Raw genomic sequence first — 24,605 nt, forward strand, 5'->3', positions numbered from 1 at the left:
CCATAAATATTATTTCAGTAGCCTACCACCCTACTAGTCCGCTTATAAACACTTTGACCCGTCCTAAATTATGTTTATCAGGACTAGACTGTTCTTTTCAAAAAATGTATTGACTACTTTTTGAGTTGCAGCAGTTCTCTGGTTGAGGCATATATCATAATATGTGTAGAGACATTAATGCAGACTCTACACATAGTAGGGATGTAAGGTAGCGATATGCTTGGTAGCAATATTGTATTAAGCTGACTTTTAGAACATGATTTTTCTATAAGTTGAACACGCTTAATTTTTAAAAAAGGAACTCAGCGAAAACACCGGACTCCAATTGAAAAACAAGGCTGTCAATGCTAATACTTTGTTACTGTGGCTGCCATTCCCGGCTTATCCAACATCTTTCTTTTCCCTCGCTTACCATATAGCTTTGCCCTTAGCACACGTAAAGACGTAAACCTTAGCTTTTCAAAGTGGTGCTGTAAAACAAAAACCATTATTCCTAACCCGGCTAAACTCACCAATCCAAATACTTTTTTATTTGCCGCAAGAACTGCATTCACCTGAAGGTTTTTATAGCCACCCAAAGCATTTTGAAGTGATAGAAGGTTTCCATCAAAATATACAGCAAGATTGTTTACGCTGTCCCATTGAAACTTATATTGAAGCCAAGAATATAAAGAAGTAAATAACGCAGTAGTGATAACACTCCTGAAAGTCATGACCAAGCCAATTGACTGCAGGAGCTGTTCCATAGGCAGCTTATCTAAAGTATAGAACCAAACAGCTATAAAAAGTACTGCCATCCCATAGCCTTTCAGCATCATGGGCAGAAACCAGTTCCCATAATTCATTTCCGGAACCATCATAAAATACATCATGACAGAATAGAGGAAAAAGGCTGCAAACCCTGAAAAGATAAGCATTTTCGTGGATCTTTCGCTTTTATACCAGGGATAGGAAACTATACCGCCAATCAATACGCCCGGGATCATCATTAGATTCAAAGAAGCGTTTGTTATCGCATCATATCCTAAGACACCTGAGGTATAAATACTTTGGATAGAACCTGTTCCAAGAAAAACGGCAGTAAACGCCAGCAGCAGTAATACATTCAACACATTGCTCTTTGTAAAGATCTCAAATGAGGCGTAAGGTCTTTTTAGATTTAGTTGTCGCAATGTCATCACAGCAAAACTGACTAACATACCCCAAAATGAAAATCTTATTGATTCTGACTGAAACCAGTTAAGTGTTTTGCCGAAAGAAAAGAAATAGGCTAGACACATCATCGATACAGAGAACAGCAAAATGCTTAACCAATCTACTTGAGAAAAAGGCAGCTTCCGGGAAAAACGTTTCTCGTGTATAAAAACGACACTTAACATGACCAGCAACAAGCAGATAGCCAAAGTTAGGTAATGCGGGTATTGCCAAGTTGTCTGATAAGCAAGTTTTATAATATAGTAGCCTGATACGTTTCCTAATATGATGGCAAATGGATAAAAAACAGCGTAAAACTTTCCCTTGCTCCCTTCGCCACTAATGATAGCCATAAGCGGCAGCATAAACTCCATGATTGGGAAAATCTTAAAGAACCCAATGATAAAAGAAGCAGCTACAATCACTTCAGGAACATTGGTTGTGGCAATTATGTAAGAGAAAACAGCGACTATGGAATAGGACACGACTAAAGTTTCCTTAACACGGAAGCGCATTTTTACCCTCAAAAAAAGGGTTAATGCTGCGGCTAACCCTATGGCAGCCGCATAGTTTGCCCAAACCAAATATTCAGGCATTGTTCCTAAATCGCCGGTCATCATGGCAATGTTGCCAGTGTAGACACTGCCAATGGATATGTTGATTACCGTAAAAACAATGATCAGCAGCAACTGCAACGGTTTTGGAACCCAATCTTTGAATAACCCCCTGTTGTAATCAGACATCATTTCGTGCTTTTCAGGGTTACGCTTACGTTCATACCTGCCCGAAGCTGCTGCAAATCCTCTTGCTTGGTGTCGGAATCAAACTCAATTCTTACAGGTATCCTTTGTTGCACCTTTACAAAGTTTCCGCTGGAATTGTCTACCGGTATATTGGAGTATTTTGCGCCGGTTGCTGCCGAGATGGCTGTAACCACACCTGTGAATTGCTGGCCATTCAATGCGTCAACTGTAATGTTCATTTTCTTGCCCAGCTTCACTTTTGACATTTGGTTTTCGAGAAAATTAGCGGTTATCCATTTCTGACCGTCCAGCACTATTGTTCCTAATTGCTGGCCGGGTTGCACCAATTGACCTTCGTTAATTAACCTTCTTCCCATGATGCCATCGTAAGGGGCCGTAATCACAGCATAAGAAAGATTGATCTTCGCCATTTCTAGCATAGCAGCAGTTCTTTTTATTTCTGCATCGTTTACACTAAGCCGGCTTTTGGTTTCACTGGTAGCAAAAGTTGCGCTGTGCTTTTGGCTTACCAAGGTTTCATAGGCAGCCTTGGTTGCATCGTACTCTGTTTTCACCTGGTCGTACTGTTGCCTTGTCACTGCCTCATCGGCTAAAAGGTTTTTATAACGCTTCAGGTTTTGCTCTGCGTTCCACAACCTTGCTTTAGCCCCGGATATATTGGCTTCTGCTACGTTAATATTGTTGGAAACTGTATTTATGCTTGACAAAGTCACTTCTCTTGCAGCAAGGGCATTTTGATAAGCTGCTTCCGCTTGGGCAACTTGTGTGCGAAGCTCACGGTCATCCAACACAACAAGCGTATCACCCTTCTTTACCCCTTGGTGTTCGTTGTACTGAATTTCTTTGATGTAACCTGATACTCTTGTATTGACAGGGTTTATAAATTCTTCGACCTGCGCCGAATTCGTGAAATTGTCTTCGTTAAGATGAAAATAATTTTGTATCAGCCAATAAAAGCCCCCCGCAGCAACTGTTAAAACAACTAAATTAATAACGGTTGTTTTGATCCTATTCAACTTTCTATCTTTCTTTTTTGAAGCATGTTTACTATGCTTCCCTTGCGCGGTTTCATGCGCTGTTTTAGTTGAAACCTCGACTTGTTTTTCTGTATTTTGCATGTTACGCTGCATTTTCTTGAAATTTAATTTTTATAGTGTCCCTGTTGCTCTTAGCAAGTTGGAGTATTGATAAAGCACGTTAATTTCAGCATTCGCGTACTGCAACTCTGCTTCTAATTTTGCATTGGTTGCATCCAGCATGTCTGCCTGTAGTGCTTGTTGGTTTAAATACTTCGCCTCAATAATGCGATAATTCTCATTGGCAAGCTTTTCACTTTCTTTAGAAATCTCTGCCTGCTTCATAGCTTCCTGAAACTTGAGGAATGAGGTATTTACCAAAATATCAAGGTTCTGCTGTTGCAAAAGCATTGCGTTTGTTGCCTGAGCGGCCTGCATTTTACTTAACTTTTCTTTTGTGCCGGTTTTAAATAGATTGTCGATATTATAACTGATCGAGATGCCTGCCTGCCAGGTGCTTGCGTATAAATCTTTTGCCGGAAGGGAGTTGGTAAGTGGTCGGTTCATATTGTAACCACCAACAGCAGCAACTGTGGGCATTCTCTCGCTTTTTGTTATCTCAACATTCTTTTCCGCCATAGCAATCGAGGTTTTGGCTGATTTGATAACGGGGTGATTTGTATGTGCCAAATCGAAGTAATACTGCAGATTGTTCAAGGCACCTATTTCTCCGGTATTTTCGTCTGGTACAATAAGCACATCCGGAGACAAACCAATAGCGGTAGTCAGTTGGTAATTGTGAGCCAAGCGGTTGTTTTCGATAACTAAAATTGCCTGGTCAAGATTTTTTATCATCAATTCTCCACGGATGACCTCATTTCTGGTGACCATGCCCTGTTGATACATCTTCTGCACATTATCCAGGCGCTGCTGTGCAAGTTTGCGGTTGTGCAGGTAGACTTCTCTTTGATTGATTGCTTTCTGTATATCGAGATAATTTGAAAGGACCAGGAACTTAATGTTTTGCTGGTCTCTCTCCAGATCGAGTTCAGAGATCTGTTCCCTCAGCTGCGAGATTTCTATTGACTTCTTAACCAAACCGCCTTTGTATAATACCTCAGACGCTTGTATGCCATAAGTGTTCCCAAAATGAGGCATTTCAAAACTTTCCACTTTCGAAAAGTTTTCATCCATCAATTTGATATTACCAACATAAAAGCTACTTGCACCTGCAGTGATTGTAGGTAGCTGTTGCAGCTCTGCAACTTTAGTTTGCTGGTTAGCGATCTTTACATTTGCTACGGATAATTTCAACTGTGCATGATTTTCAAGTGCAAGCTGCAGCACTTCTTCCAGCGGCATGATGCGCTGAGATGTTTGTGCGTTTGCATTCAAGAAAAAAAACATCAGAAAGAAAACTGATACCCTGTTTTTCAGTTTCATATTTACTTAAATTTTTACAGGGCAAAGGTAGATTCGAGAAGAGCCTCAAAAAATGGTGGGAATAATGAAAAGAATGTTCAAAAGTAAGATTCTATATTCTAAAATTGCGTCTATAACTGGTCGGTGTCTCTAAAACATGCTTTTTAAAGAAATGACTGAAAGCATACTGATCGCTAAACTTTAGGTCTGATGCTATTTCGTAGATTGATTTGTCCGTTGAAGAAAGCATTGCTTTGGCTTCCCTTAACAGCAAAGCGGAAATGATTTGCCCGGCTGTTTTCCCTGCTACCTCCTTAAGGACTGCAGACAAATGCCTTGAAGTAATGGAAAGTTTCCCTGCGTAAAAGGTGATGTCCCGCTGATTAAGATAATTCTCTTCCACTTCTTTCAAAAAGGTAAGTACAATTTCCTCCTTGCGGGAATTTTGTTTTGTTGACGATTTTGAGTAAGCCTCGACAATCTGGACAAATTGATAAAGAAGAGCTGAAAATAAATGGGTGCTTATCTCCTCGTTATGAGATTCGGAAGTTGGATTGCTAAGATTGGACTGTAAAAGTTCTGCAGTAATTACCATAGCAGAAAACTTTTCCGGAAGTGGTAGAAAGTGCCTTACTCTTTTGTTACTTAAATAAACATAAACATTCACCCGGTCTATTTTCAAAGGCAGTTTTTCAACATAATTCTTTGCAAAAGCTACCGCCATGATTTCTATGTCCTTACTTACTTCCAGTATTTCATAGACCTTCTTAGGGTCGATAATGTACACTGAATTTGCTGTAAGCGTAATGGTATGGAGGTTTTCAATAAAAACCAAGCTTCCCTTTTTAACAATGAAGAAGGCAGGGGCTTCAGGATGGTGAGGTCGGTTCACGACTAGGTAATCAAAAAGGGTATGCTCATCAAAGACTTTAATATCAAACGCCATACATTGTAGTTTTAAAACAACTAAACGAATCAAAGATGTTTACTATAGTAAGGCCTAGATATGTTAAATTATATACAACCTACCCTAAATATTTACCGGTGCATGGCATCCCATTCACTTTCCAACGATCTATTAAGTTCTCGCTTATCCTCAACATACGCTTCGACCACTGGCCACGATATGGAGTACTTCACCTTTGGAGTCACCGTCATATTTGCGAAGCTGTAAGCCCTTGTTCTTCTTTTATTTTCTTGCGGAGTTAAGTAAATCAACTGTGCGGCTTTTTTAGCCCACCTCATACGACAACTAAACCTTGTAAATATGGTTTGATAAGTCAATCCTGCGGTCTACCATAAGCAGAAAATCCGCCCCATCTATTGTAGAGCGGATTCGTGGTTGGATAAATTCACCCTTTGGTTTCGCACCAATATAGTAGAACCTTATCAAACAAGCGCCTTGCGCACGCGAGGCAAGACTTTGGTGCCAAGTAATTCAATGCTCTTCAGGAAGGTCTCGTGCGGCATGCCTCCAACATCCATCTGCAGGATCTGGCGGGAATGACCTAGCAGCTTATGGAGCTGAAGGATGCGGTCTGCCACCTCTTCAGGTCCACCTGCAAACACCATCCCCTTTTGCAGTTCAACTTCGCGACCCGAAGGCGCATCCATTTTCCGACCAATCTCTGCTGAGCCGGTCCGGAACATACGAAGCTCGTGTTCCAAGTAGATATTCCGGGCTTCATTATCCGTTTCACCAACAAATCCGTGCACGGCAACGGCAATGTCAGCTTCATTGGCAGCATGCCCCGCTTTAACCCAGGCATCGCGGAAGGCACGGCTATACTGTCCCCAATGCTCCGGCGTGCCACCCAGGATACCCAGGAACATGGGCACGCCGAGTTCGGCAGCCCGGTAAACAGAACCCGGACTTCCGCCGGTACCCAACCAGATCTTTAGAGGGTGTTCCGGCCGTGGAACAATCAAGGTATCACGAAGCGGCTTGCTACGGTGCGGACCTTCCCAGGTAACGCGTTCCTGCTTGTTTAATTGAAGTAACAATTCAAACTTGGAACTGAACAGCTTATCGTATTCGCTCGAATCCTGATCGAAGATCGAGAAGGTAATATCTGATGAACCCCGGCCTGCTACCATTTCGATACGCGCTGGCGCAATGGCTGCTGCTGTAGCTAGCTGCTGGAATACACGGATGGGGTCATCGGTGGAAAGCACATTGACTGCCGTACCGAGTTTGATCCGGCTGGTAGAGGCCGCTGCCAGGTTCACCAGCGCGGTTGGGGATGAAATTGGCATCGATTGGGTGTGGTGTTCGCCAAAGCCAAAAAAATCAAGCCCTACTTCTTCTGCCAGTTTCACTGCCTCCAGCACATCGCGGATGGCCTGCGCAGTAGTGCCGTAACTACCGTCTGCGTTGCGGGGCGTGTTCCCAAACGAGTATACCCCAAGTTCGAGCGTCTTTTTCTGTGCCATATACTATTAGAGAATCTGGTTATTAACTGCCAATGATAGGCATGGACCTTACATATTCCCGGTTGCTCAATTCTTTTAACACAAAGGCAGAAATGTCTGCCCGGGTGATTTTGAAACTGATCTTTTTATCTCCAAAGGTTACTTTCGCATTGCCGGTTGGGGCACCGTCCACCGGGGCAATGAATCGAACGATGGTCCAATCGAGTCCGGAAACTTTGGTAAGCTCACCAGAAGCCACAATCTCCTTATATGGTTTAGGAAGAAATAACCTTGCCATCACTTTTGGCAATACCGTAGCCACGGAAGTGTGGTCCTACTCGAAGGGTACGGCAGGGGTGGCAATGGTAATAAAGCGGGAAATTCCCAGCGCTTTCATGGCCTGAATAATATGCTTATGACCTGTGGCAATCGGCATTCCCGGATAAGAACGTTTCAGCGCAGGCCCCAGAAAACTGACCACTGCATCTGTACCTTTAATGGCTTCTTTAACCTGGTCAAAGTCCGACAACTCTCCCATAAAGATCTGGGAATTGTCTGCTTGCGGCAATCCTTCTGTTTTGCGGCTATACAGGTGCAGTTGGTGCCCCTCTCTCAACGCCTGCTCTACAAACAAACGGCCTATCGCGCCGCTGGCTCCAAATACTGCTATCTTCACGCTTAATTCGACTGAGGTGTTAAAACAAGCTCTTTTTTACCCGGTAGAAACAAGGCCTTATCTCGCAGGAAGGCAGAAACCCAGATAAGTACCAGTGGTATAAGGGCATTTAGTGGTGCGGCATGTGATAACTCTGTAGCCAGTGCACCGGCAAAGTAGCTGGCCAGCAAAATAAAGCCAAGTCGCATGGTTTTAGGGAAAGCAAACAAGGCTGCGAAAACAATCTCTGCTATGCCCAGCATGATCCGGTATTGCCCCACGCCTACTGCTTCCAGCGCTTTTGCACCTTCTGCACCGCCGGCTAATTTCATAATGCCGCTAAAGGCTACCATAGCTACTGCAAGTACAGAGATAATGATGGTGATGATTCTAACTATTTTCATTTTAAGTTGATTGAAAGATAAAGGATAAATAAGTAAAGAATGGCTGCACCATTTGCCGATATAACAATCTATAAACTGATGGTGCAGCCACCTTTATAGATTGATTATTACAGTTGATAAGCTGTTTTCAGGAAATCCTGAACCGTCTGCGCTTTTCTTCCCAGTATTGTTTCCAGATCAGTAGCAGGGAAATCAAACTCGCCCTGGGCAATGGCTACACAAAAGGTTGCAGCACCTTGGATCATCTCGTCCGGAACACCGTAGCTTTTCAACTGCTCGCTGTAGACGCCCGGTGAAGGTGAAACATACTGGATCGTTTTGCCGGATAGGTCGCTGAGCATGCCGGCAATGTCCTGGAAGGAATAAGCCACAGGGCCACCCATTTCATAAACCTTGTTTTCGTGCTCTTCTGTAGTAAGCAGCACAGCACCTGCGGCTGCCAGATCATGACGGCCGGCATACGAAGCCTTCCCATCACCGGCTGGCAGGAAAATAGTGCCCGTTTCAATTACCTTATCGCCCATAAACATTGGCAGAATATCGGTATACAAGCCATTCTTTAAGATGGTATAAGTAAGACCTGATGCCTTGATCAGGTTATCTGTTTTCCAATGCGCATCAGCTACCAGGGCAATTGGTGAGGAACCATCTTCCAATTTGCGCTGGGCGCTTGTGTAAAAGATGTGGTCCACCTTAGCTTCTACGGCAGCTTTTACTACGTTCTCATGCTGGGCAAAGCGGTTCATTATATCGCTCGAAGAAACGAAGTATAGTTTATCTACTCCCTGAAATCTGCCACTAAGGATTCATACTCGTTGTAATCCCCTTGAATTACGTTTATCCCTTTTGCCTTCAGTTCTTCCGCTTTTGCAAGGTCCCGCACCAGGACAGAAATATTACCTGCATTTGTTTTATGAAGCAGTTCTGTTACAACTGCCTGGCCTAATTGTCCGGTAGCACCGGTTACTAAAATCTTGCTCATGGTTTTAATTACTTTGTTGATATTACAAAATTACCTAAATTTGCTTTCCAAAAGTTAGTAATTACCATAAGGTTAGTAGTTACCTTTAGGTTAGTTAAGTAAAATGCGATGAACATAGCAGATCATAAAACAGACAAACCTACCGCCCAGCAATGCACAGCTAGCCTGGGGGCAGTAGCAGACGCACTTTATGCCATTGGCGGGAAATGGAAGCTGCGCATCATCATAGCGCTGTCAGAAGGCAACAAGCGCTTTAATGAACTGCAGCGGAGAGTAGAGGGGATTTCAGCGAAAGTACTTTCAAATGAGCTGAAAGAGCTGGAGATGAACGGCTTTATCAGCCGCACGGTTTATACCGGCACGCCGGTGGTGGTGGAATACGAGTTGACGGAATACAGCAACACGCTGCAGGATGTGATGCACTCGCTCAGCGAATGGGGAGCCATGCACCGGGAAAGAATCATGAAGGGGCTGCATACACCCGTGAAGAATTAGATTAGTAACAGTTTGAAATTAAACCACCTTAATCCTGTCTATGTTTCTCACACAATATTATTCGATTAACCAACTTACTTGTAGATGGGGAATTCGGGAAAGGCATGTATTGCTTATAACACCTATTATGTAAAATAGTCTATTCTCTTTTATCATGATTTCGGGTTTATTCAGTACAAAGGCAAACCCACCCATTGAGAGGTAGCCAGAGAACTTTACCAACATGAATTTTATATTTCATCTCGCTTAAAGCTGTTTAGAAATTGCAGGTACCTCTTCATTGGTATACTAAGATAAGGCATACTGTGGAAGTGTTGGGCCGTGCGCGCGAGTAAAGGTAGACTGGTCCATGATGCCGCACTGCACCCCCGCAAACGTATGCTCGGCCTTCTGGGCAAATTTCACCAGGCTGGCCTTGTCTACATTCAAATTAAAGAGTTGGATGAGGGCTTACGCAGCCCCGCACTCCAGCGCATCCGAAGAAGAAAGGCCCGCCTCCATGGAAATGTCGCCGCCAAAAGCACAGTCGAAGCCGCCGATTTGGTGGCCGGCCTGCTGCAGTTGGTCAACCACGTCCAAGATATAATTAGCCCACGATACCGGTGAGGGCTTTAATCCTTCCAAACCAGCCTCAGCCGTCTCGTCCAGATAAAAAGCAAAGAGGCGAATGGTTGAGGTGTCGTTTTTGGCAACCGCCAGCACCATTTGCTTGTCGTTGGCAGTCGAGAGTACAAAGCCCTCGTTGTAGTCGGTGTGCTCGCCGATCAGGTTGTTTCTGCCGGGGGAGCGAACAAGCAAAGGTTCCGAATGGAACAAGGTTGTAAATTTTGCTCCTATTGCGTTTGCAAGCATGAGAATTTATCATTTATATATCTGTGCCCTACAAAAGCACAGCTGTCCCGTCAGGTTTTTGCATATAGCCTTACCAGTTCAAAACAGGCAGCTTCCTTTTTTCTATTATTGGGCTATTACTTAGCTTTCTCACAATTTACCAGAATTAGTGCTCAAATACATTGCCCTAATAGCCCTGCACTTAAGAAAACTTTTCCTGTAACATTTGCAATTAATGCTTCAGTCTAATATTCTAAGAACAATGGGAACTGGCGCAGTATGCTACAGAATTAGCTCGCTTTTTCTGAGTTAGCTAAAAACATATACCGTGTCTACTATTGTAAATTCGCCGCTTAACAACGTGCCAAAGGTGATGAATTCGCTGTAACTGGCGTTTGAAAGCCAATAGCACCTTTATTGAGAAGAGTGCTTTCATATATAATAAACATTGTTATATATTTATTATATATATATAAATTTGGTGAAAGCAAACCCAGCTTATCGATGAAAAAAATATTTCTGCTGCCTATCCTTTTCCTGATGCTATTGACTTCATGTAAAGAGTTAGAAAACATCGAGCCTCTAAGTGAGCAGATACAGGGGAAATGGAACAGTGTCAAGGAAACGCGTCAGTACTATAATGAAGAAAACCAGGAGCTTCATGTTACAAACTATGATTATCATAGATATTGGGAGTTTATGGCTGACTCAACATTTTTTAATAAGTGGCATCCAAACTCAGCTGGTTCAAAGATGAGGTATTCAGTATATCCCCAGGATGGAAAAAACTACATTGAATTAAAAGTCTCCCTACATAACTTGTTTGAGGTGAAAATCTTAGGTGACCGTATGACGTGGGTGGGCAAATTTATGGATCAGATTTATTACGAGGACAATGAGGACCGAACATTGGTGAGGGCGCATCATGAGATTTACACCATAGAATTCGAAAGAGAATAACCGGAAATTGTTAGAACTAAAACATTAACCTTATAGCCTATAGCACTCTCAAAGCACATGTAACGCTTGTTTCAAAAAGAAGTGGTTGGATGCCGGAGGTTTCCGGCTCACCTGTTAAAGTCCTTGAGGGCCGTATAAAAAAGGCAATACCCGTTCAGCACATCACTCAAGAAACGTAATGTGACGTCGCAACAAGACCGGAGAGTAGCTTTGGGAAAGAAGCATGCAATCTATGGTAGGCTAACACGGTCTATTAAAACGTCTGTATTAAAGTACGCAAATGGCAGGCACATAAGTAACTCTTTTGACAGAATTTAGCTGACTAACAGCAGCAGATGGAGAATATCTGCCGGAATTGGCTGAAAATTTCAAGTCCCATTCCGCTTCCTCTTATTCCTCCATGATGATATCGTTGGAACTGATCCTGGTATCGCTAGGTCTTACTGGATGTTTTTTCAGGCAGTCTCAGCCTGGTTGTTCACGACCTCGACGTTATTTTGCTCATTCTTTTTTAGCTTGACCTCGGTCATCTTCGGACAAAGGCAAAGCGCCCCATTGAGGAGTGGCCCGAGAACTTCATTTTGCATGGTGTCTCGTGTAAAGTTGTTTAGAAATCGCGGCTAGCTCTTCCCTACTGCCTGCGCTACAGGCAAGGACACTGCCTAAGCAACAGGCAGTGTTCGGCAGGATGATAAAGTTTGAATGCGCCTGTTCTTTTACTGTAAAGCAGTGCCTTTAGCCTCCTAACGCCAAGGCGTTCCACGACACCTGGGACGTTACCCCTGTGGCTCCCTTTTACGTTGGCAAAAGGGATTCTTAAAGCCCAGAAGGCATACGACCACTTCTGGGTGCAACCGTTTGGCAAAGGAGCATTAATGCTTTATGGCTGCTGGCGAGTTGTGGGGAGGGCGCTGTTTCATTACAGCAGCTGTTCTTTCGCCCTTTTATAGCTTTATCCTGTCTCCCTCCTATTTCGTTGTCTTTTATACGAGCGCCTTCATGTTCTTTCCCTAGCTATGTTTATCATATTGTGTTACTGTAATACGCAACGACAATAATACAGGATGACAGTAATGAATTATTACGAACACATCATAATTCTGCGTGACAGTATAACCGTATGATTTCTTTTAATAAGGGGATACTCTTCTGTTTTGTCCTGGCATCTCCCCTTTTGCTCGTTTCCCAATCCTGAGTTTTATTAAGGCTTTCTTTATAGCCGCAGCACGGCTTTGGCCAGCGATCCTCATTTCGGACGATATGCTGTATCGGCTGCATGTTCTTTACAAAGGGGTGGAGCAATAAAATATATGTTCCCTGCCCTAACAGGGTTGTATCCGAAACGAGGAGACTTTGCTGCAAGGCGAAGTTCGCTAGTGGGTATTTTAGCTTATTGCTCCAAAAAAAGCGTGTATGCTCGCCTGGGATGATAGAAACTCTATGGCATTGCTGCTTGGCTCTTTGGTAAGCTGCTCTAGTTGGGTATGGGACGCAGGCACGGAGGCTATGCACCCCCCTTTTTTAAGTAGGTAACTGGGGATTACCAGGACCCCGTACGCCCTCTCCCCTCTCCTTTTTAGAAACATTTGCACTTAGGAGTATCTGGGCGAGAAGGTTCAATATTCTAGAAACCCCCTCCACAGGTAAGCTTTTAGATCGCATATTATAGTATAACACGCCTGCTGTAATATAATAATACATAAGCACAGTAGTTAAATAATTCGGAAATGAAGTAACACCGTAATACTGATATGCAGTAATACGGTAATAAAATATACTTATGACAGATTCCCATACATACAGGCACGTTGTATTGCTGGGTGATGCCTTGGTTCTGGATGGTGCTTTGGTCTCCTGCCACGCAGGGCCAAGTCCTTTCCCATTGCCCGGTCTATTGTTATTCTTTAGAAGGCATAGCAGTTGAAATGCCTAGGGCTTAGGGTGTGCCGTGGCATGACGGTATTGGTGCAAGAATGTAAGTTTATAATTCGGTATTACAGTAAAATTGTAATACCGAAAAGGTTTGGCAAAGGGGGGAATGGCAGATGAAATTGAACTAGGGATCTGAACGGCAGGGAAGTGCCCTTAACCCAAATCGTAATATCCTTTCAGGAGGCTTTAAAGTCATCTCTGCATGTATAGCCCCATATCCCTGGGTACGTGCAGGCTCTGACTCATCTCTGGTGTAACCGCAAAGGCCACAGACTAACGGGATGTGGGCTGGGTTCGTTTACCGTAATAATGAAAAAAGGCATTATGGTAATAGTGTATTACCATAATGCCTTAAGAGGATAATCAGCACCAGAGGCTTACAGCTCCAGCGGGCTGTCATCCGGTATCGGGTCAAAATCCTTGCCTTTCAAGGCCTCCTGCAGAATGGCCTCTACAATTTCAGACCTGTCCTTGCGGGCATGGTAGGCCCACCGCTCAATCTTATCCGCCAGGGCCGGAAGCAGGGAGTAGGTGACGATGTCTTTCTTCCTTCCGTTTTTCCCCTGTTTCCGGTAGTGGTACTCCACGGTCTTCGGTTTGTTCCTGGCCTTCAGGTCATCGGCGAAATCGTTCTTAGCCATAGCGTTCAATCAATTCAAGTGTTAATTTATGATAATCCTCCGCCCCATTGCAACCAGGGTCATAGGAGAAGATGTCCTTGTGTTTGAGCTGCGCCTCGTACAGCTTGTTGTTCTCGCGGATGTAGGAGTTAAAGGTCTTGTAGTCCGGATCACTTTTGATGGCGTTGGCGATCGCCTGCAGCGCCATTCCCCGTTTCTTCTCGTTGTAGCGCGTCAACACGATTCCCCCCAGCTCCAGGCCGGTGTCTTCTGCAATATTGTTGCAGTGCCCGATGAGAGTATCGATCCCGTCATAGCTGAAGAACTCAGATTGCATCGGCATGATGTAGTAATCCGAGGCATAAAGCGCATTGTAGGTCATCAGGCCCAGGTGGGGAGGGGTGTCGATGAGCACATAGTCGTAGTGGCCCGTCACATGCTTCTTAATGGCCTTGCGGAGGATATCCTCGCGGCGCGGCTTGCCGGCGATCGCCTCCTCGAACTCCAACAGCGACTTCACGGAGGGAATCAGGTCCAACCGATCGCCCACCGAGACAATGGCATCCTGCACGCCCGAAGCCCCAGTCAGCAAATGGCCTACATGGAAGCTGCCTTCATAGGTGAAACAGGCGCTCAGGTTGGCCTGTGCGTCCATATCAATTAAGAGCACTTTTTTTCCCTGGCGCGCCAAACCGGCCCCCAGGTTAGCGGCAGTGGTGGACTTGCCCACGCCTCCTTTGTTCTGCGCAATGGTGATAACCTTTGTCATGCGTTTCTCCCGTACTGTTATAGCGCTGCAAGATAGTAAAACAAAGATACGGTACAATGGGAATGTTGTAAATATGTCATACCGTAATCATGTTATACAGTATGAATTCATGTGAAATCAGCTCCCATACACTGTTAACAGGCGGGACGGTATGGCCTGTACAGGATCTCGGCACCACCCCCTTGCTGGCAGAGGCAACTAATCGGAAAAGAAAGAAGAGCCGCAGTGGCCAGTCCAGTAGGCAACACAAGCGCTGGCAGGGTAGGAGGAGGGGGAACAAATAGTGGTACACTGGACGGCTGTTTCGGGGTGAAGAGCTAAAAGGCACAAGAACGCTTCGTAATTATTCGTTGCCTGAGATAACCACGAACCAACGGACCACAAGGGAGTCTTACCATTGTTTTGTCATACTGCCATGCGAAGATACGGTAAGACAAGGTTGACACCCGTGAAGCACGAGGCAAGAGGGACTCCCTAAATGGCCCCAGGCACTCTTGAAGCAGCCATCGGGCCAAGTACGCACGACACTGTCCCCGAATGAAATGGTATATGGGCCCAAAGGCTGCACGCTCCTCTTGACGGTACTGCCCTGGTAGATTTGGCGCCGCTGCCCATACCCGCCAAAGGGCACCTAAGCAGGAAAGCACGTCGTGATATTGTGAGAAGCACTGAGCGAGGCACAGACGAAAGGTGAGAACTGCTGAGTCAAAAGAAGGCCAGCACACGAAAGATGAGAGATACTAAGTCAATAACGCATGAAAGAAGGAGAAATTGATACAATATCCTCCCTAAACAGCCCTGACTGCGTAGTTCTCACCTTTACTCAGTGTTTCTCACCTTTGGTGACTCAGTGATTCTCTCTTTTAAGCCCCATTCGGCTCAGTGGTCCTCATACTTCCCTTACTTACTCTATATAATGTATTTAAAATAGTAATATAAAATATACGTATCTTTTATGTGGATTAGAAGAAACCCGCAGGATGTGGATAAGTTAGCAGAAGGGATGGAAACGAAAAAACGAGGTTCGCAGAACCGGCTCCGCACACCGGGCGCGAAATATGAGAGATACTGAGTAGCTATTGCAATTGCAGTGGTACCCGCTTACCTTAGACTTCATGGAGGAGCAACTCTCAATGTTTTCCCTCGGTCCTGAGGGGATGGTGGTACCGACGCACGCGACGCCTATCACACTGCGGGGCGATGCACAGGTCGCGCTCTCTAACTTCCTGTTAAACGGGCAGTTCAGGCTCAATTACATTGAGTGGCGCCTGTTCTTCGCCATGCTCTCCTGCATTGACGAAACCGACACCGAGTTCAAGGACTATTTCATCCGTGTACAGGACATCATTGAACTGGCCGACCTAAAATCCGGCAGCCACCTCTACGAAGAGGTTAGCAAGAACATCAAGAGCCTGATGAGCCATGTTGTGGAGTGGGAGGAGGGCCCTAACACCACGCGTTACGCCCACTTGGTCACAGACGCCACCTACTACAAGAAGCAGGGTATAGTCAAAATAACCCCACACACGGACATGAAACCGCACCTGCTGCAGCTCCGCAAAGAGTTCACCCAGGCCCAGCTCAAGCAGTGCATCCGGTTCTCCAGCACCTACACGTCCAGGATTTACATGCTGCTCAAGCAGTTTGACTCCCCCAAGGCGGGCTATCGAATTATGAGTGTTACTGAGTTCAGGTTCAAGCTCGGCCTGGACTATACCGAAAAGCTGAGCAAGGGAAAGGAGGTGGAGTATCACCTTTACCCCAAATACTCCGATCTCCGGCGCTGGGTCCTTGCTCCGGCACTGAAGGAAATCGCCAAGACGGACATCCCCTTCGAATTCACGCCGATTAAAACGGGCCGCAAGGTGACGGCCATCAAGTTTACCCTGCTCAAGGGGAAAAAACTCAGGGCGGCCCACGCTGGGCCCGCAGAGCAGGAGCAACTCACTGAGCGACAGGCCATGGCGTATGCCCGCATGTCAAAATTCAGGTTCACGGATTACCAAATCCGGCGGATACTCCAAAACGGGAACCTCAGCGATATTAACAAAGCCTGCTATGAAGTAGAAAACACCAACTTCAACAAGCTTGGCCATGCCATCGAAAACAAAACGGCCTATGCCTACGGGATTTTCAAGAAAAAATTCGGACTAGACTAGCCCTCAGTAATCCCGAAACGCAATACGAGGCGAACGCGCTTGCCAGGGCTTGCGTTTTGAGACTGCCTCGTGCCGCTAGTTTCGGTTTCACTCATTTTTTCTCACTTTTCAGGCGAATTCGCGGGTTTTGCGTATCTTAGGCTATCCAAAATCACGCCTGCGATGAAAGCCAGCATCACCTCACAATCCCCTCCGTATCACGCCTTTGCCCATTCTGATTTTGGGATGGACACCCTGCAGACAAAGGTCTTCACACACCTACTCGAGCAAGCCACCCACTATGACCAGGGGATGCCCCTCCGGATAGGTTTGGAGGAGGTTTTGGGGACCAACCCGAACGAGCAGCACTACACCCTGCTCGAGGAGGCCCTTCACGACTTGGCTGGAAAGCGCCTGACGAAACCGGGCCCCAACCGCAGTAGCATGGGCTATTACCCGCTTTTCGAGTACCTGACCTTCAGCCAGGCGGAGGGTGGCTACCTGGAAGCGCTTTTCTCCCCCCACGCCCGAGAGGAGCTGCAGGAGTTGACCAGCGCTTTCTCCCTGAAAGAGATCGCCAGCCTCGTCATGCTGCGTCACAGCCACACCCAGCGCCTGTTCTGGTTCCTGCGCGCTTCCGTCGCCGCGCGCAAGGTGGAGGTTTCAGTGGAGGAGCTCAAGGAGGTGGTGCTTGGGGTGCGCAAATACCGGCAGCGCGATGCCGAATACGAGCGCTACTACGATTTTAAGACGCGCGTGGTGGACCAGGCCATCAAGACTATCCGCGACAGGGGGCTGCTGGAAATCCGCTACCGGGAACACAGACACAAGCGTGTGGTGGTCAAGCTGGTGCTCACCGTAAACTACTGCAGGCCCCCCAGCCCGGCCCAGACTGCCCCTGCCCAGCTTATCCTTTTCCCCTCCGTCGCGCAGTGACTGGCACCGGCTACCACAGGCGGCAGTTTCCGCTCGTGTGGTTTGTTTGGTGACGATATCCAACCTTCAGAAGGATGCTGGACAAGTATTGGCTACGCCAAAGCATGAGCTAGGCCGTCAACGCCTTCATGAAGTCCTAGCTTTAGCTTTGAAACGGCTGAAGCTAGGACAGTGCTTTTGAAAACAGGCAGGATGCCCAGACAGAGATATTCGAGTACACCCTGCCCGACCAAGAGCAGCAGGCCTGACGGAAATATGTTAGTCAGACAAACCATGCCGACGCCTGCCAGCTGAACGATTTCACCGGGCAGCTGGACGAACTCTACATCCGGGGGCAAATCACTTCGGAAGAGCAGCGGGAGATCTTTACCCTCAAGCACCTGGGACGACGGTAGCGGTGTTGGCGGCTACCGCCCGATGTCTTGGCCGCCGCTCCGCCCTTTTTCTCGCTCACTCGGTAGGCGCTGGCGTGATTGCGCAGCAGCTCCTTCTGTTCCTCTTTGAGCTCCCTGCGCCTGAGTTGGAGGACACGTCCGTTTTCTCTTCTGTGGCTAATTTGAAGCGCTCCTGCGCGCTTTGCTCGCATCGAGATGGTGTTGAGTGTCCAGCGCCGTACAGTGCGGCAAATCGCTTAATGCGGCCTCCTGCACCCGCGGCCGCTGACACATGTGCCAGCCCTCTGAGTTGTAGACTGCCGTGCTTCTCTATTCCCTGACTCATCTCCACTTTGTTGCCCCCTAGCTACCAGATCGCCCCTCTACCAGGGGCCACCACCACCGCGTGCAGGTGCGGGGGCTTCTCGTCCAGGTGCAGCACCAGGTTCTCCTTGCCCAACACCTATACTACGAACTGGTGGTCAGCCTTCAGCCAGCCCTTCATCTGCCTCAATCGCTTTGATGCCCGCATGGGGCACGATGTATGGGGCAGGGGCGAAGGGCTGCTTCAAGCGCCGCCTTGAGCATGGGTGTAACTGCAGGTAGGCTCCTTTTTACCGCGAGTAGCAAAGCGCAAGGCGCAAATTAATTGTCAACCGATACTTAACCAGAAATACATATTATTTAATACATAATATGTATTACGTTTTACGTATTACACTTTACGTATTACACTTTACGTATTACACTTTACGTTTTACGTATTACACTTTACGTATTATGTAAAACGTAAAGTGTGTTTTTTAAGCTCATTCGCGCAAATCACGCGTTTTAAATTGAATCACCGGCTGGCAAGTTCATTCTCTTTTTCCAACAGCGCCAGCATTTGCCTTTCCTGTTAAAAGCTAATATTTTATCGGCCTGCCCAAAAGCATGATTTTTCCCCTTGTGTGGAAAGACCGTCGTGATTTGTGTCTCTAAAGCAGCTCCGGGATTTGGATTGCAAGATGTGTTTTGAGTAACTCAAAACCTCTTGCCATGACCCGGCTCCGCCGGAACATGGGAGAAAATAACTCGCGACTCGTTATTTTTTGGCACTTGGAAAAATGCCAATGGGAAATGAGAAGAAAGGCAAAGGCGGCAGGCCCAAAATGAACCCAAACAAGAAACGAAGCGTCAGTGTTATGCTTTGTTTCACCGCCGCAGAGCATGCAAAGCTGATGGAGGAAATAGCAGAATCGAACTGCAGCGAGCTTGCAGATTACCCCCGGGGAAAGCCCAAAATGCGGGAGGACAGGTTCATCTATAACCCGCGCAAGGTACTCAACGAGTTGGAGGCAATAGGAAAAGAAGCCGGGGCCATCAGTAAAAAACATTAACCAACTTGCCTAGCATGGCAACTGTATGAAGAAGAACAGCCTGGTAAAGCCGCAGGTGATCGCGCAGCACGCCGTGCAGCTCAGGAAGCTTACCGAGGCAGAGATACACATGCGGAAGGTCATCCGCGGGTTTTTTAAGGGAGGGGAGGAGGACGTGCTGACGAGGCCTTCTCCGGGGGCTGCCTCAGCCCGATAGCCTGTTGCTTTGCTCATAGACGCACGTCCAGCCGTCGCCGTCAAAGAGCTGGTTGCGCACCGGGGCCCCGCTTGCGGCCGCCCTTCGGCTCAGGATCCGCCCGATGACCGGCATCTGCCGCCCGGCCAGTTCCTCGGCCGCGGGCCTGCCGGTCACATCGTCCCAATGGTCGAAGAAGCCCTCCACCTCCCAGTTGGAGTTGATGCCGAAGGCCCACTGGCGAACCCGCAGCGCCTCCCCCTCCCAGAGCCTGGTGACGCGGAGGCGGAAGTCCACCCCCTTGGCGCCCCTGTCCTTTCTGACGAAGGCGCGCACGCTGTCGCGCCCGTAGAGGGAGAGGTCCTCCAGCAGTTGCTCGATGACACAGGAGAGCTCCTCGTTCTCCAGGTGGACAGGGTAAAGCTTCTGGCCGCCCCTTGTCATCTGCTCGTTTCTGATGATGCCTTTTCTCATGCGATGCTCTTTTTTATGGTGCCGGCGCAGCGCCCGGTCCTGTGCCTGGGCCGCCGGCAGGGCGTTTACCGCACCTCGTTGAGGAACCTCTCAAAGAGGGCAAGCAGTTTTTGGCAGTCCTTTTCGGTCAGCCGCTGATTGCCCGTCCCCGACAGCACCTCATGGAGCTTGTTGCTGAGCGTCTGTTTGGAGTGCTTCTGGTTGGGGAACAGGTCATCGGCTATGGCCGCGTTGTTTATGTAGCGGTGTGTCAGCAGTTTCTTTGCGTTCATCTCGGAGTTTCTTATCAGGTTTGCCATATATTATACTATGTATAATATAATATGTTTATTTTAAAAGGTAAAATATAAGAGCGCTTGTTCGGACTTTTCGGGAAAACCGCAATATCAGGACATGGAAAGAGATTCGACGGACCTTAGGCTCCGGGCCATCGGGGAGAGAATCAGGCAGCTGCGGGTGGAGCGGGGCTACAGTTCTTACGAAAACTTCGCCTTTGACAACGGCCTGCCGCGCGTGGGCTACGGGCGGCACGAAAAGGGGGCCAACCTAACCATGGCCAGCCTGCTGCGCATCCTCGACATCCACGGGGTCACGCTCCGGGAGTTCTTCTCTGGTTTGGACATTTGATTCTGTGTCTGTGGGGGAGGCACAGAAGGGAAAAGGGTGAGGGCCGCTCTCTGTCCTGTGCCCTTACCCTAGATTTCCTTTTCCGGGGAGCAAAGGCGGCTCGGCCAACCCAGGATCCCTTGCCTTTGAAGCGCGGCCCCTTTAGAGAGTGCTGGCCAAGATGTTCATCAAACTGCCCGATTGCCTGTGCTGCTGCGATTACAGGCAGTGTTCAATAAGTATTTTAATATAGAAGCTGTTTAGAGTTTTAAGAACTTCCAAAGAATTAGGTAGGTAAAAGTGTTTGGAAAGACATCTTGAACCTAAACCTAATTCGATGGAAGTCATAAGCGAAGATAGCATTAACCGCTGGATTTTGCCTCACCTGAGTATGGGCAAAAGAGGGTCTAAACTGCAGGCTAAGGCCGCCGAGATCGTTTCAGCCATTCTCTACAGGCTTAAAACGGGCTGCCAGTGGCGGGAGCTTCCGACAAAAGAGTTCTTTTCGGGCAGGCGCCTGAGTTGGCAGGGGGTGTACCACCATTTCAGGAAGTGGTCGGCCGACGGCAGCCTGAGAAGCGTCTGGACAGGGCTGCTCAGGAGCCAGCGCAGGCTGCTCAACCTCTCCTCGGTGCAGTTGGACGGGAGTCAGACCGTCTGCAAGAACGGAGGGGAGCATGTGAGCTATCAGGCCAGGAAGGCCGCCCAGAGCTGCAACAGCCTGTTTCTCTCTGACAGCAAGGGGCTCATGCTGGCCTGCAGCGGGCCGATCGCAGGAGCGCATCATGACCTGTTTGAAATAGAGCAGGTCATGGCCGAGCTGTGCGGGCTATTGGCAGAGGCGGGCATCGAGACAGAGGGCCTGTTCCTCAACGCTGACGCGGGCTTTGACTCCCAAGCCTTCAGGAGCCTGTGCTCGGAGATGAAGATCGAGGCAAACGTTGCCTTTAACCCCAGAAACGGGGGAGGGAATGGAGAGTATGTTTATTTTGACGAGGAGCTCTTTAAAAACAGGACCGTCATTGAGCATGCAAACGCCTGGCTCGACGGCTTCAAGGCCCTGCTCATACGCTTTGAGACAAAGGCACAGCACTGGCTGGACCTGCACTTACTGGCTTTTACTGTGCTCTTTATCCGGAAAATAAGTAAAATTGAAAAACGCTAAACAGCTTCATAAATAATCGATAGTCAAGTGTTATTTCACATTCACTGATCTCCGGCCACAGGTATATAACGCCTCTACTTGGGAGTTGACAAGGAGTGAGAATGTGACATTTTTGTAACTAACCTTTTACCATATACCTTCCATGTCACAGGACCAATTCTCTGAGATCACAACGCTTATCCAGCAAGCCAGGAGCAATGCGCTGAGCGCCGTCAACACGGAACTGATCAATTCTGTATTGGCAGGTGGGGGAGTACATCAGCAGGCGGATTGCCACCGCCAGTTGGGGCGAGAAAACGGTTGATAAGCTTGCCGCCTCTTAAAAAGAAACCACCCAGAGCTGAAAGGCTTCAACCAGAAGGGGCTCTATCGTATGAAGCAATTCTATGACACCTACTCTAGAAGTTATTTAGCGCCATCGTCAAGGGAAAAATCACAAACAGCCGAAGATCAGGGTTCTCAGATTGTGTCATCGGCAATTACACAATCTGAGAACCCTGATCTTCGGGAAGCAGAAAAAGAAAACCTTTATTCGTATATTTCGATATTGATTCTCGGTAGGCGATACCCCTGCTTGCCTGTAGTTTCTGACACTTCTTAGCTTCGCCATGGTCCAATCTGTACGAACAGCGATTCTTACGCTCCTTCTGCTTTCTTTTGCACTTCTGGCCTACAGTCAGAAGTGGGAGTGGGCCCGAAGCGCCGGTAGCTCCGGTTTTGACAAAGGAGTGTCCGTGGCGGTTGATGCGGCGGGCAACAACTATATGGCTGGTGAATTCGAGGGTACGATTGCATTTGGCGGCTTCACCCTGAGAAGCGCAGGAGGGACAGATATCTTCCTCGTCAAACACGACGCGCATGGGAGGGTGCTGTGGGCCAAACAAGCAGGCGGTACCGGGGGTGAGAGTGTCAGAGGCATCGCAGTAAACACGGTGGGGGAGGTCTATATTACGGGAGGCTTTCTGCAGCCCATCAGCTTCGGGAGTATCACGCTTGTCAGCGGCGTCAACTATAACGACGGGTATGGCAGCCTTTACAATGTCTTCGTCGCCAAGTTTAACGCCAGTGGCGGCATAGCCTGGGCCGTGAATCCGGTTGGCAACCGGATTCACGGCCAGAGCATTGGGGTAGACGCCGCCGGCAACGCGTATGTCACCGGAACTTACCATTCCAAGGCCGTTTTTGGCAAGACCACGCTGGAGCCCTCTCTGTTTGCCTACGACAATTCCTTTATCGTTAAGTATGACGCCAGCGGCAGGCAGGTGTGGGCAAAGAGTATCGGGGGAAACTGCTATAGCGCCGCGATCAGGGTAGAGGCGTCAGGAAACTTCTTCCTGACGGGTCGCTTCACCATTTATGCTGAATTCGGTGCTGCCAAACTAGAGTCGGCCTACGGCACCGCCGTGTTCGTGGCCAAGTACGATAGGGACGGCCGGGGGCTGTGGGCAAGCCAGGGGGACGGTACCGGTAGCAGCCTCGTGAACGACATTGCTTTCGACGCGGCGGGCAACAGCTACGTGACAGGCTATTTTACATACGACATCGCCTTCGGGGCGGAATCGTTGGCCAGTGCCGGTAAAATAGATGCATTTGTGGCAAAGCACTCCCCCCGGGCGCCCACGGTGGTGCTGGGCGTTTTGCCGGCTTCCGCTCTTTGTGCCGGTTCTCCGGCCGAGGTACCGTTTGTCTACACCGGCTCATTTGCCGCAGACAACGTCTTTACTATACAGCTCTCAGACGCTGCGGGCTCCTTCGCCTCACCCCTGGCTATTGGGAGCGGGACGATAAACCCAATAGCTGTTGCCATCCCGGCCTCTGTGCCCCCCGGCAGCAGCTACCGGATGCGGGTGGTGGCTGACATGCCGTCCGTGGTGAGTGGGGAGATGGGCGCCAACTTGACGATCGCCGCTGTGCCGGAAGTCGCAGCCGGAGCCGATGAAGCGGTCTGCGTCGGGGCAGGCGCCTTCGCCTTAAGTGGTTTCAGTCCGGCGGGCGGCACCTGGTCGGGCGAGGGGGTGAGCGCCGTTGGTGTCTTTGATCCGTCGAAGGTAGCGTCAGGCCCCTATACACTTACTTACACCGTGCGTTCGGGGAGCTGCAGCAGCAGCGCCTCCAAAACCGTGACTGTGGGCGCGCTGCCGATTTTGGTTGCTGCGGCTGTGCCGACGGCCTGTAGTGGGAAGCTGGGAGTCGCCGGGTTCGCCCCGCTTACAGTCAGCTTCACGAACGTCACGTCAGGAGCGACGCGCTACCTCTGGGATTTCGGCGATGGAGCCACTTCCACTGAGCAGGCGCCCAGCCACCTCTATAGCGAGAGCGGCACCTACCGGGTGGCGCTGACTGCCTATAATGGCGATGGCTGCCCTCAGGGCGCGCAAGTGGCAGAAGTGACGGTAGAGAGCCGGCAACAGATCCCCAATATTATCACTCCGAATGGCGACGGCATGAATGAAGCCTTTGTAGTGGAGGTGTCCTGCCTTCCCTTGGAACTGCAGGTATACAGCCGCTCGGGCCGGTTGGTCCTCCAGAAGCACGGTTACCAGAATGATTGGAGCGGAGAAGGGCTAGCGAATGGCACGTACTATTACCTTCTGCGCGATGCAGGTGGCGTGACCTGGAAAGGATGGGTGGAAGTTCTCAGGTAGATGCGCCTTAATAGGCTTTGTTCTAGATGCTTTAATATATTTATATATTAAAGCATCTAGTCCTATAATTTACCTTATGTTAAGTACAAACTTTCTAGAACAGAAAATTTTAGAAAGCTGCCTACTCAAAAAGATTCTTAGATCTTCCGAAGCATCTCCACACACGTAAGTCGGCCTTAAAATAAATGCATGGTTACTCCCTTGGCAGCTACAGTAAAGGTACTGTCCAATTGCCCTTTTGGTGCAAAGGATTCCAT

23 protein-coding genes and 2 pseudogenes are annotated in these 24,605 nt (G+C 48.2%); 10 read left to right on the plus strand and 15 right to left on the minus strand.

Annotated elements, in window-relative coordinates; all coding sequences use genetic code 11:
- Window positions 1-347: 347 nt before the first annotated feature.
- From MKJ04_RS14165 to MKJ04_RS14200, 8 genes and pseudogenes are all read right to left on the minus strand, one after another.
- Entirely contained in the window at window positions 348-1,937 is a 1,590-nt protein-coding gene (locus MKJ04_RS14165) for an MFS transporter (RefSeq protein WP_241642301.1), read from the minus strand.
- Window positions 1,937-3,088, minus strand: coding sequence for an HlyD family secretion protein (locus MKJ04_RS14170; RefSeq protein WP_241642302.1), 1,152 nt, complete (start codon window positions 3,086-3,088; stop codon window positions 1,937-1,939). The genes MKJ04_RS14165 and MKJ04_RS14170 overlap by 1 nt, the downstream gene beginning before the upstream one ends.
- Before the next feature lie 18 nt (window positions 3,089-3,106).
- Complete coding sequence (locus tag MKJ04_RS14175) at window positions 3,107-4,417, minus strand: TolC family protein (protein ID WP_241642303.1); 1,311 nt, start codon at window positions 4,415-4,417, stop codon at window positions 3,107-3,109.
- Window positions 4,418-4,508: 91 nt separating this feature from the next.
- Window positions 4,509-5,342 (minus strand): helix-turn-helix domain-containing protein, encoded by an 834-nt coding sequence (locus MKJ04_RS14180; RefSeq protein WP_241642304.1) that lies wholly within the window; start codon window positions 5,340-5,342, stop codon window positions 4,509-4,511.
- A gap of 443 nt (window positions 5,343-5,785) precedes the next feature.
- Entirely contained in the window at window positions 5,786-6,829 is a 1,044-nt protein-coding gene (locus tag MKJ04_RS14185; RefSeq protein ID WP_241642305.1) for an LLM class flavin-dependent oxidoreductase, read from the minus strand.
- A 22-nt stretch (window positions 6,830-6,851) separates the two neighbouring features.
- Window positions 6,852-7,484: pseudogene (locus tag MKJ04_RS14190) on the minus strand (NAD(P)-dependent oxidoreductase).
- Window positions 7,485-7,486: 2 nt separating this feature from the next.
- Window positions 7,487-7,867 (minus strand): DoxX family protein, encoded by a 381-nt coding sequence (locus MKJ04_RS14195; RefSeq protein ID WP_241642306.1) that lies wholly within the window; start codon window positions 7,865-7,867, stop codon window positions 7,487-7,489.
- A 107-nt stretch (window positions 7,868-7,974) separates the two neighbouring features.
- Window positions 7,975-8,849, minus strand: a pseudogene (locus MKJ04_RS14200) (SDR family oxidoreductase).
- Between the two features lie 108 nt (window positions 8,850-8,957).
- Between MKJ04_RS14200 and MKJ04_RS14205 the strand changes: the two are divergent.
- Window positions 8,958-9,344: a winged helix-turn-helix transcriptional regulator gene (locus MKJ04_RS14205; RefSeq protein WP_241642307.1), complete on the plus strand. Its 387-nt coding sequence runs from the start codon at window positions 8,958-8,960 to the stop codon at window positions 9,342-9,344.
- A gap of 288 nt (window positions 9,345-9,632) precedes the next feature.
- On the opposite strand, the gene MKJ04_RS14210 is transcribed toward MKJ04_RS14205, so the two are convergent.
- Both MKJ04_RS14210 and MKJ04_RS14215 read right to left on the minus strand, forming a co-directional pair.
- On the minus strand, window positions 9,633-9,788 hold the full coding sequence (locus tag MKJ04_RS14210; protein ID WP_410896826.1) for a hypothetical protein: 156 nt from the start codon (window positions 9,786-9,788) through the stop codon (window positions 9,633-9,635).
- A gap of 6 nt (window positions 9,789-9,794) precedes the next feature.
- Window positions 9,795-10,160, minus strand: a complete 366-nt coding sequence (locus MKJ04_RS14215) for a galactokinase family protein (protein ID WP_241642309.1) — start codon at window positions 10,158-10,160, stop codon at window positions 9,795-9,797.
- A 519-nt stretch (window positions 10,161-10,679) separates the two neighbouring features.
- Between MKJ04_RS14215 and MKJ04_RS14220 the strand changes: the two genes are divergently transcribed.
- Window positions 10,680-11,135, plus strand: a complete 456-nt coding sequence (locus tag MKJ04_RS14220) for a hypothetical protein (RefSeq protein ID WP_241642310.1) — start codon at window positions 10,680-10,682, stop codon at window positions 11,133-11,135.
- Between the two features lie 2,309 nt (window positions 11,136-13,444).
- Here the strand turns inward: MKJ04_RS14220 and MKJ04_RS14225 are convergent.
- Together MKJ04_RS14225 and MKJ04_RS14230 are read right to left on the minus strand one after the other, a co-directional pair.
- Complete coding sequence (locus tag MKJ04_RS14225; RefSeq protein WP_241642311.1) at window positions 13,445-13,708, minus strand: hypothetical protein; 264 nt, start codon at window positions 13,706-13,708, stop codon at window positions 13,445-13,447.
- Complete coding sequence (locus MKJ04_RS14230; RefSeq protein ID WP_241642312.1) at window positions 13,701-14,456, minus strand: ParA family protein; 756 nt, start codon at window positions 14,454-14,456, stop codon at window positions 13,701-13,703. The genes MKJ04_RS14225 and MKJ04_RS14230 overlap by 8 nt, the downstream gene beginning before the upstream one ends.
- A gap of 1,115 nt (window positions 14,457-15,571) precedes the next feature.
- On the opposite strand from MKJ04_RS14230, the gene MKJ04_RS14235 reads away from it, so the two are divergent.
- Window positions 15,572-16,615, plus strand: coding sequence for a replication initiation protein (locus MKJ04_RS14235; protein WP_241642313.1), 1,044 nt, complete (start codon window positions 15,572-15,574; stop codon window positions 16,613-16,615).
- Window positions 16,616-16,777: 162 nt separating this feature from the next.
- The gene (locus tag MKJ04_RS14240; protein ID WP_241642314.1) at window positions 16,778-17,530 is read left to right on the plus strand and encodes a replication initiation protein; all 753 of its coding nucleotides are present in this window, start codon (window positions 16,778-16,780) and stop codon (window positions 17,528-17,530) included.
- A gap of 741 nt (window positions 17,531-18,271) precedes the next feature.
- Here MKJ04_RS14240 and MKJ04_RS14245 read toward each other — a convergent pair.
- On the minus strand, window positions 18,272-18,367 hold the full coding sequence (locus MKJ04_RS14245) for a plasmid recombination protein (RefSeq protein ID WP_241642315.1): 96 nt from the start codon (window positions 18,365-18,367) through the stop codon (window positions 18,272-18,274).
- A gap of 649 nt (window positions 18,368-19,016) precedes the next feature.
- On the opposite strand from MKJ04_RS14245, the gene MKJ04_RS14250 reads away from it, so the two are divergent.
- Together MKJ04_RS14250 and MKJ04_RS14255 are read left to right on the plus strand one after the other, a co-directional pair.
- Window positions 19,017-19,283: a hypothetical protein gene (locus MKJ04_RS14250; RefSeq protein ID WP_241642316.1), complete on the plus strand. Its 267-nt coding sequence runs from the start codon at window positions 19,017-19,019 to the stop codon at window positions 19,281-19,283.
- Window positions 19,284-19,308: 25 nt separating this feature from the next.
- Window positions 19,309-19,479, plus strand: a complete 171-nt coding sequence (locus MKJ04_RS14255) for a hypothetical protein (RefSeq protein WP_241642317.1) — start codon at window positions 19,309-19,311, stop codon at window positions 19,477-19,479.
- On the opposite strand, the gene MKJ04_RS14260 is transcribed toward MKJ04_RS14255, so the two are convergent.
- Window positions 19,468-19,932, minus strand: a complete 465-nt coding sequence (locus tag MKJ04_RS14260; RefSeq protein ID WP_241642318.1) for a hypothetical protein — start codon at window positions 19,930-19,932, stop codon at window positions 19,468-19,470. The two genes, MKJ04_RS14255 and MKJ04_RS14260, sit on opposite strands and share 12 nt — an antisense overlap.
- A 65-nt stretch (window positions 19,933-19,997) precedes the next feature.
- Window positions 19,998-20,231, minus strand: coding sequence for a hypothetical protein (locus tag MKJ04_RS14265; protein WP_241642319.1), 234 nt, complete (start codon window positions 20,229-20,231; stop codon window positions 19,998-20,000).
- 94 nt (window positions 20,232-20,325) lie between these two features.
- Between MKJ04_RS14265 and MKJ04_RS14270 the strand changes: the two genes are divergently transcribed.
- The 4 genes from MKJ04_RS14270 to MKJ04_RS22885 all read left to right on the plus strand — a co-directional run bounded on the left by MKJ04_RS14270 (window position 20,326) and on the right by MKJ04_RS22885 (window position 24,348).
- Complete coding sequence (locus MKJ04_RS14270; protein ID WP_241642320.1) at window positions 20,326-20,559, plus strand: helix-turn-helix domain-containing protein; 234 nt, start codon at window positions 20,326-20,328, stop codon at window positions 20,557-20,559.
- Between the two features lie 316 nt (window positions 20,560-20,875).
- Complete coding sequence (locus tag MKJ04_RS14275) at window positions 20,876-21,703, plus strand: transposase (protein ID WP_241642321.1); 828 nt, start codon at window positions 20,876-20,878, stop codon at window positions 21,701-21,703.
- 142 nt (window positions 21,704-21,845) lie between these two features.
- Window positions 21,846-22,007 carry a hypothetical protein gene (locus MKJ04_RS14280; protein WP_241642322.1) on the plus strand — a complete coding sequence of 54 codons (162 nt, stop codon included), beginning with the start codon at window positions 21,846-21,848 and terminating at the stop codon, window positions 22,005-22,007.
- 304 nt (window positions 22,008-22,311) lie between these two features.
- Window positions 22,312-24,348 carry a gliding motility-associated C-terminal domain-containing protein gene (locus MKJ04_RS22885; RefSeq protein ID WP_317246719.1) on the plus strand — a complete coding sequence of 679 codons (2,037 nt, stop codon included), beginning with the start codon at window positions 22,312-22,314 and terminating at the stop codon, window positions 24,346-24,348.
- Window positions 24,349-24,605: the final 257 nt, after the last annotated feature.

The organism is Pontibacter sp. E15-1, from assembly GCF_022601975.1.
Taxonomy (GTDB): Bacteria; Bacteroidota; Bacteroidia; order Cytophagales; family Hymenobacteraceae; genus Pontibacter.

Excerpts from the sequence above, each read along its gene's own strand:
- MKJ04_RS14165 (WP_241642301.1), bottom strand. The coding sequence starts at position 1,937 with ATGTCTGATTACAACAGGGGGTTATTCAAAGATTGGGTTCCAAAACCG.
- MKJ04_RS14170 (WP_241642302.1), bottom strand. The coding sequence starts at position 3,088 with ATGCAGCGTAACATGCAAAATACAGAAAAACAAGTCGAGGTTTCAACT.
- MKJ04_RS14175 (WP_241642303.1), bottom strand. The coding sequence starts at position 4,417 with ATGAAACTGAAAAACAGGGTATCAGTTTTCTTTCTGATGTTTTTTTTC.
- MKJ04_RS14180 (WP_241642304.1), bottom strand. The coding sequence starts at position 5,342 with ATGGCGTTTGATATTAAAGTCTTTGATGAGCATACCCTTTTTGATTAC.
- MKJ04_RS14185 (WP_241642305.1), bottom strand. The coding sequence starts at position 6,829 with ATGGCACAGAAAAAGACGCTCGAACTTGGGGTATACTCGTTTGGGAAC.
- MKJ04_RS14195 (WP_241642306.1), bottom strand. The coding sequence starts at position 7,867 with ATGAAAATAGTTAGAATCATCACCATCATTATCTCTGTACTTGCAGTA.
- MKJ04_RS14205 (WP_241642307.1), top strand. The coding sequence starts at position 8,958 with ATGAACATAGCAGATCATAAAACAGACAAACCTACCGCCCAGCAATGC.
- MKJ04_RS14220 (WP_241642310.1), top strand. The coding sequence starts at position 10,680 with ATGAAAAAAATATTTCTGCTGCCTATCCTTTTCCTGATGCTATTGACT.
- MKJ04_RS14225 (WP_241642311.1), bottom strand. The coding sequence starts at position 13,708 with ATGGCTAAGAACGATTTCGCCGATGACCTGAAGGCCAGGAACAAACCG.
- MKJ04_RS14230 (WP_241642312.1), bottom strand. The coding sequence starts at position 14,456 with ATGACAAAGGTTATCACCATTGCGCAGAACAAAGGAGGCGTGGGCAAG.
- MKJ04_RS14235 (WP_241642313.1), top strand. The coding sequence starts at position 15,572 with ATGGAGGAGCAACTCTCAATGTTTTCCCTCGGTCCTGAGGGGATGGTG.
- MKJ04_RS14240 (WP_241642314.1), top strand. The coding sequence starts at position 16,778 with ATGAAAGCCAGCATCACCTCACAATCCCCTCCGTATCACGCCTTTGCC.
- MKJ04_RS14250 (WP_241642316.1), top strand. The coding sequence starts at position 19,017 with ATGGGAAATGAGAAGAAAGGCAAAGGCGGCAGGCCCAAAATGAACCCA.
- MKJ04_RS14255 (WP_241642317.1), top strand. The coding sequence starts at position 19,309 with ATGAAGAAGAACAGCCTGGTAAAGCCGCAGGTGATCGCGCAGCACGCC.
- MKJ04_RS14260 (WP_241642318.1), bottom strand. The coding sequence starts at position 19,932 with ATGAGAAAAGGCATCATCAGAAACGAGCAGATGACAAGGGGCGGCCAG.
- MKJ04_RS14265 (WP_241642319.1), bottom strand. The coding sequence starts at position 20,231 with ATGGCAAACCTGATAAGAAACTCCGAGATGAACGCAAAGAAACTGCTG.
- MKJ04_RS14270 (WP_241642320.1), top strand. The coding sequence starts at position 20,326 with ATGGAAAGAGATTCGACGGACCTTAGGCTCCGGGCCATCGGGGAGAGA.
- MKJ04_RS14275 (WP_241642321.1), top strand. The coding sequence starts at position 20,876 with ATGGAAGTCATAAGCGAAGATAGCATTAACCGCTGGATTTTGCCTCAC.
- MKJ04_RS14280 (WP_241642322.1), top strand. The coding sequence starts at position 21,846 with ATGTCACAGGACCAATTCTCTGAGATCACAACGCTTATCCAGCAAGCC.
- MKJ04_RS22885 (WP_317246719.1), top strand. The coding sequence starts at position 22,312 with ATGGTCCAATCTGTACGAACAGCGATTCTTACGCTCCTTCTGCTTTCT.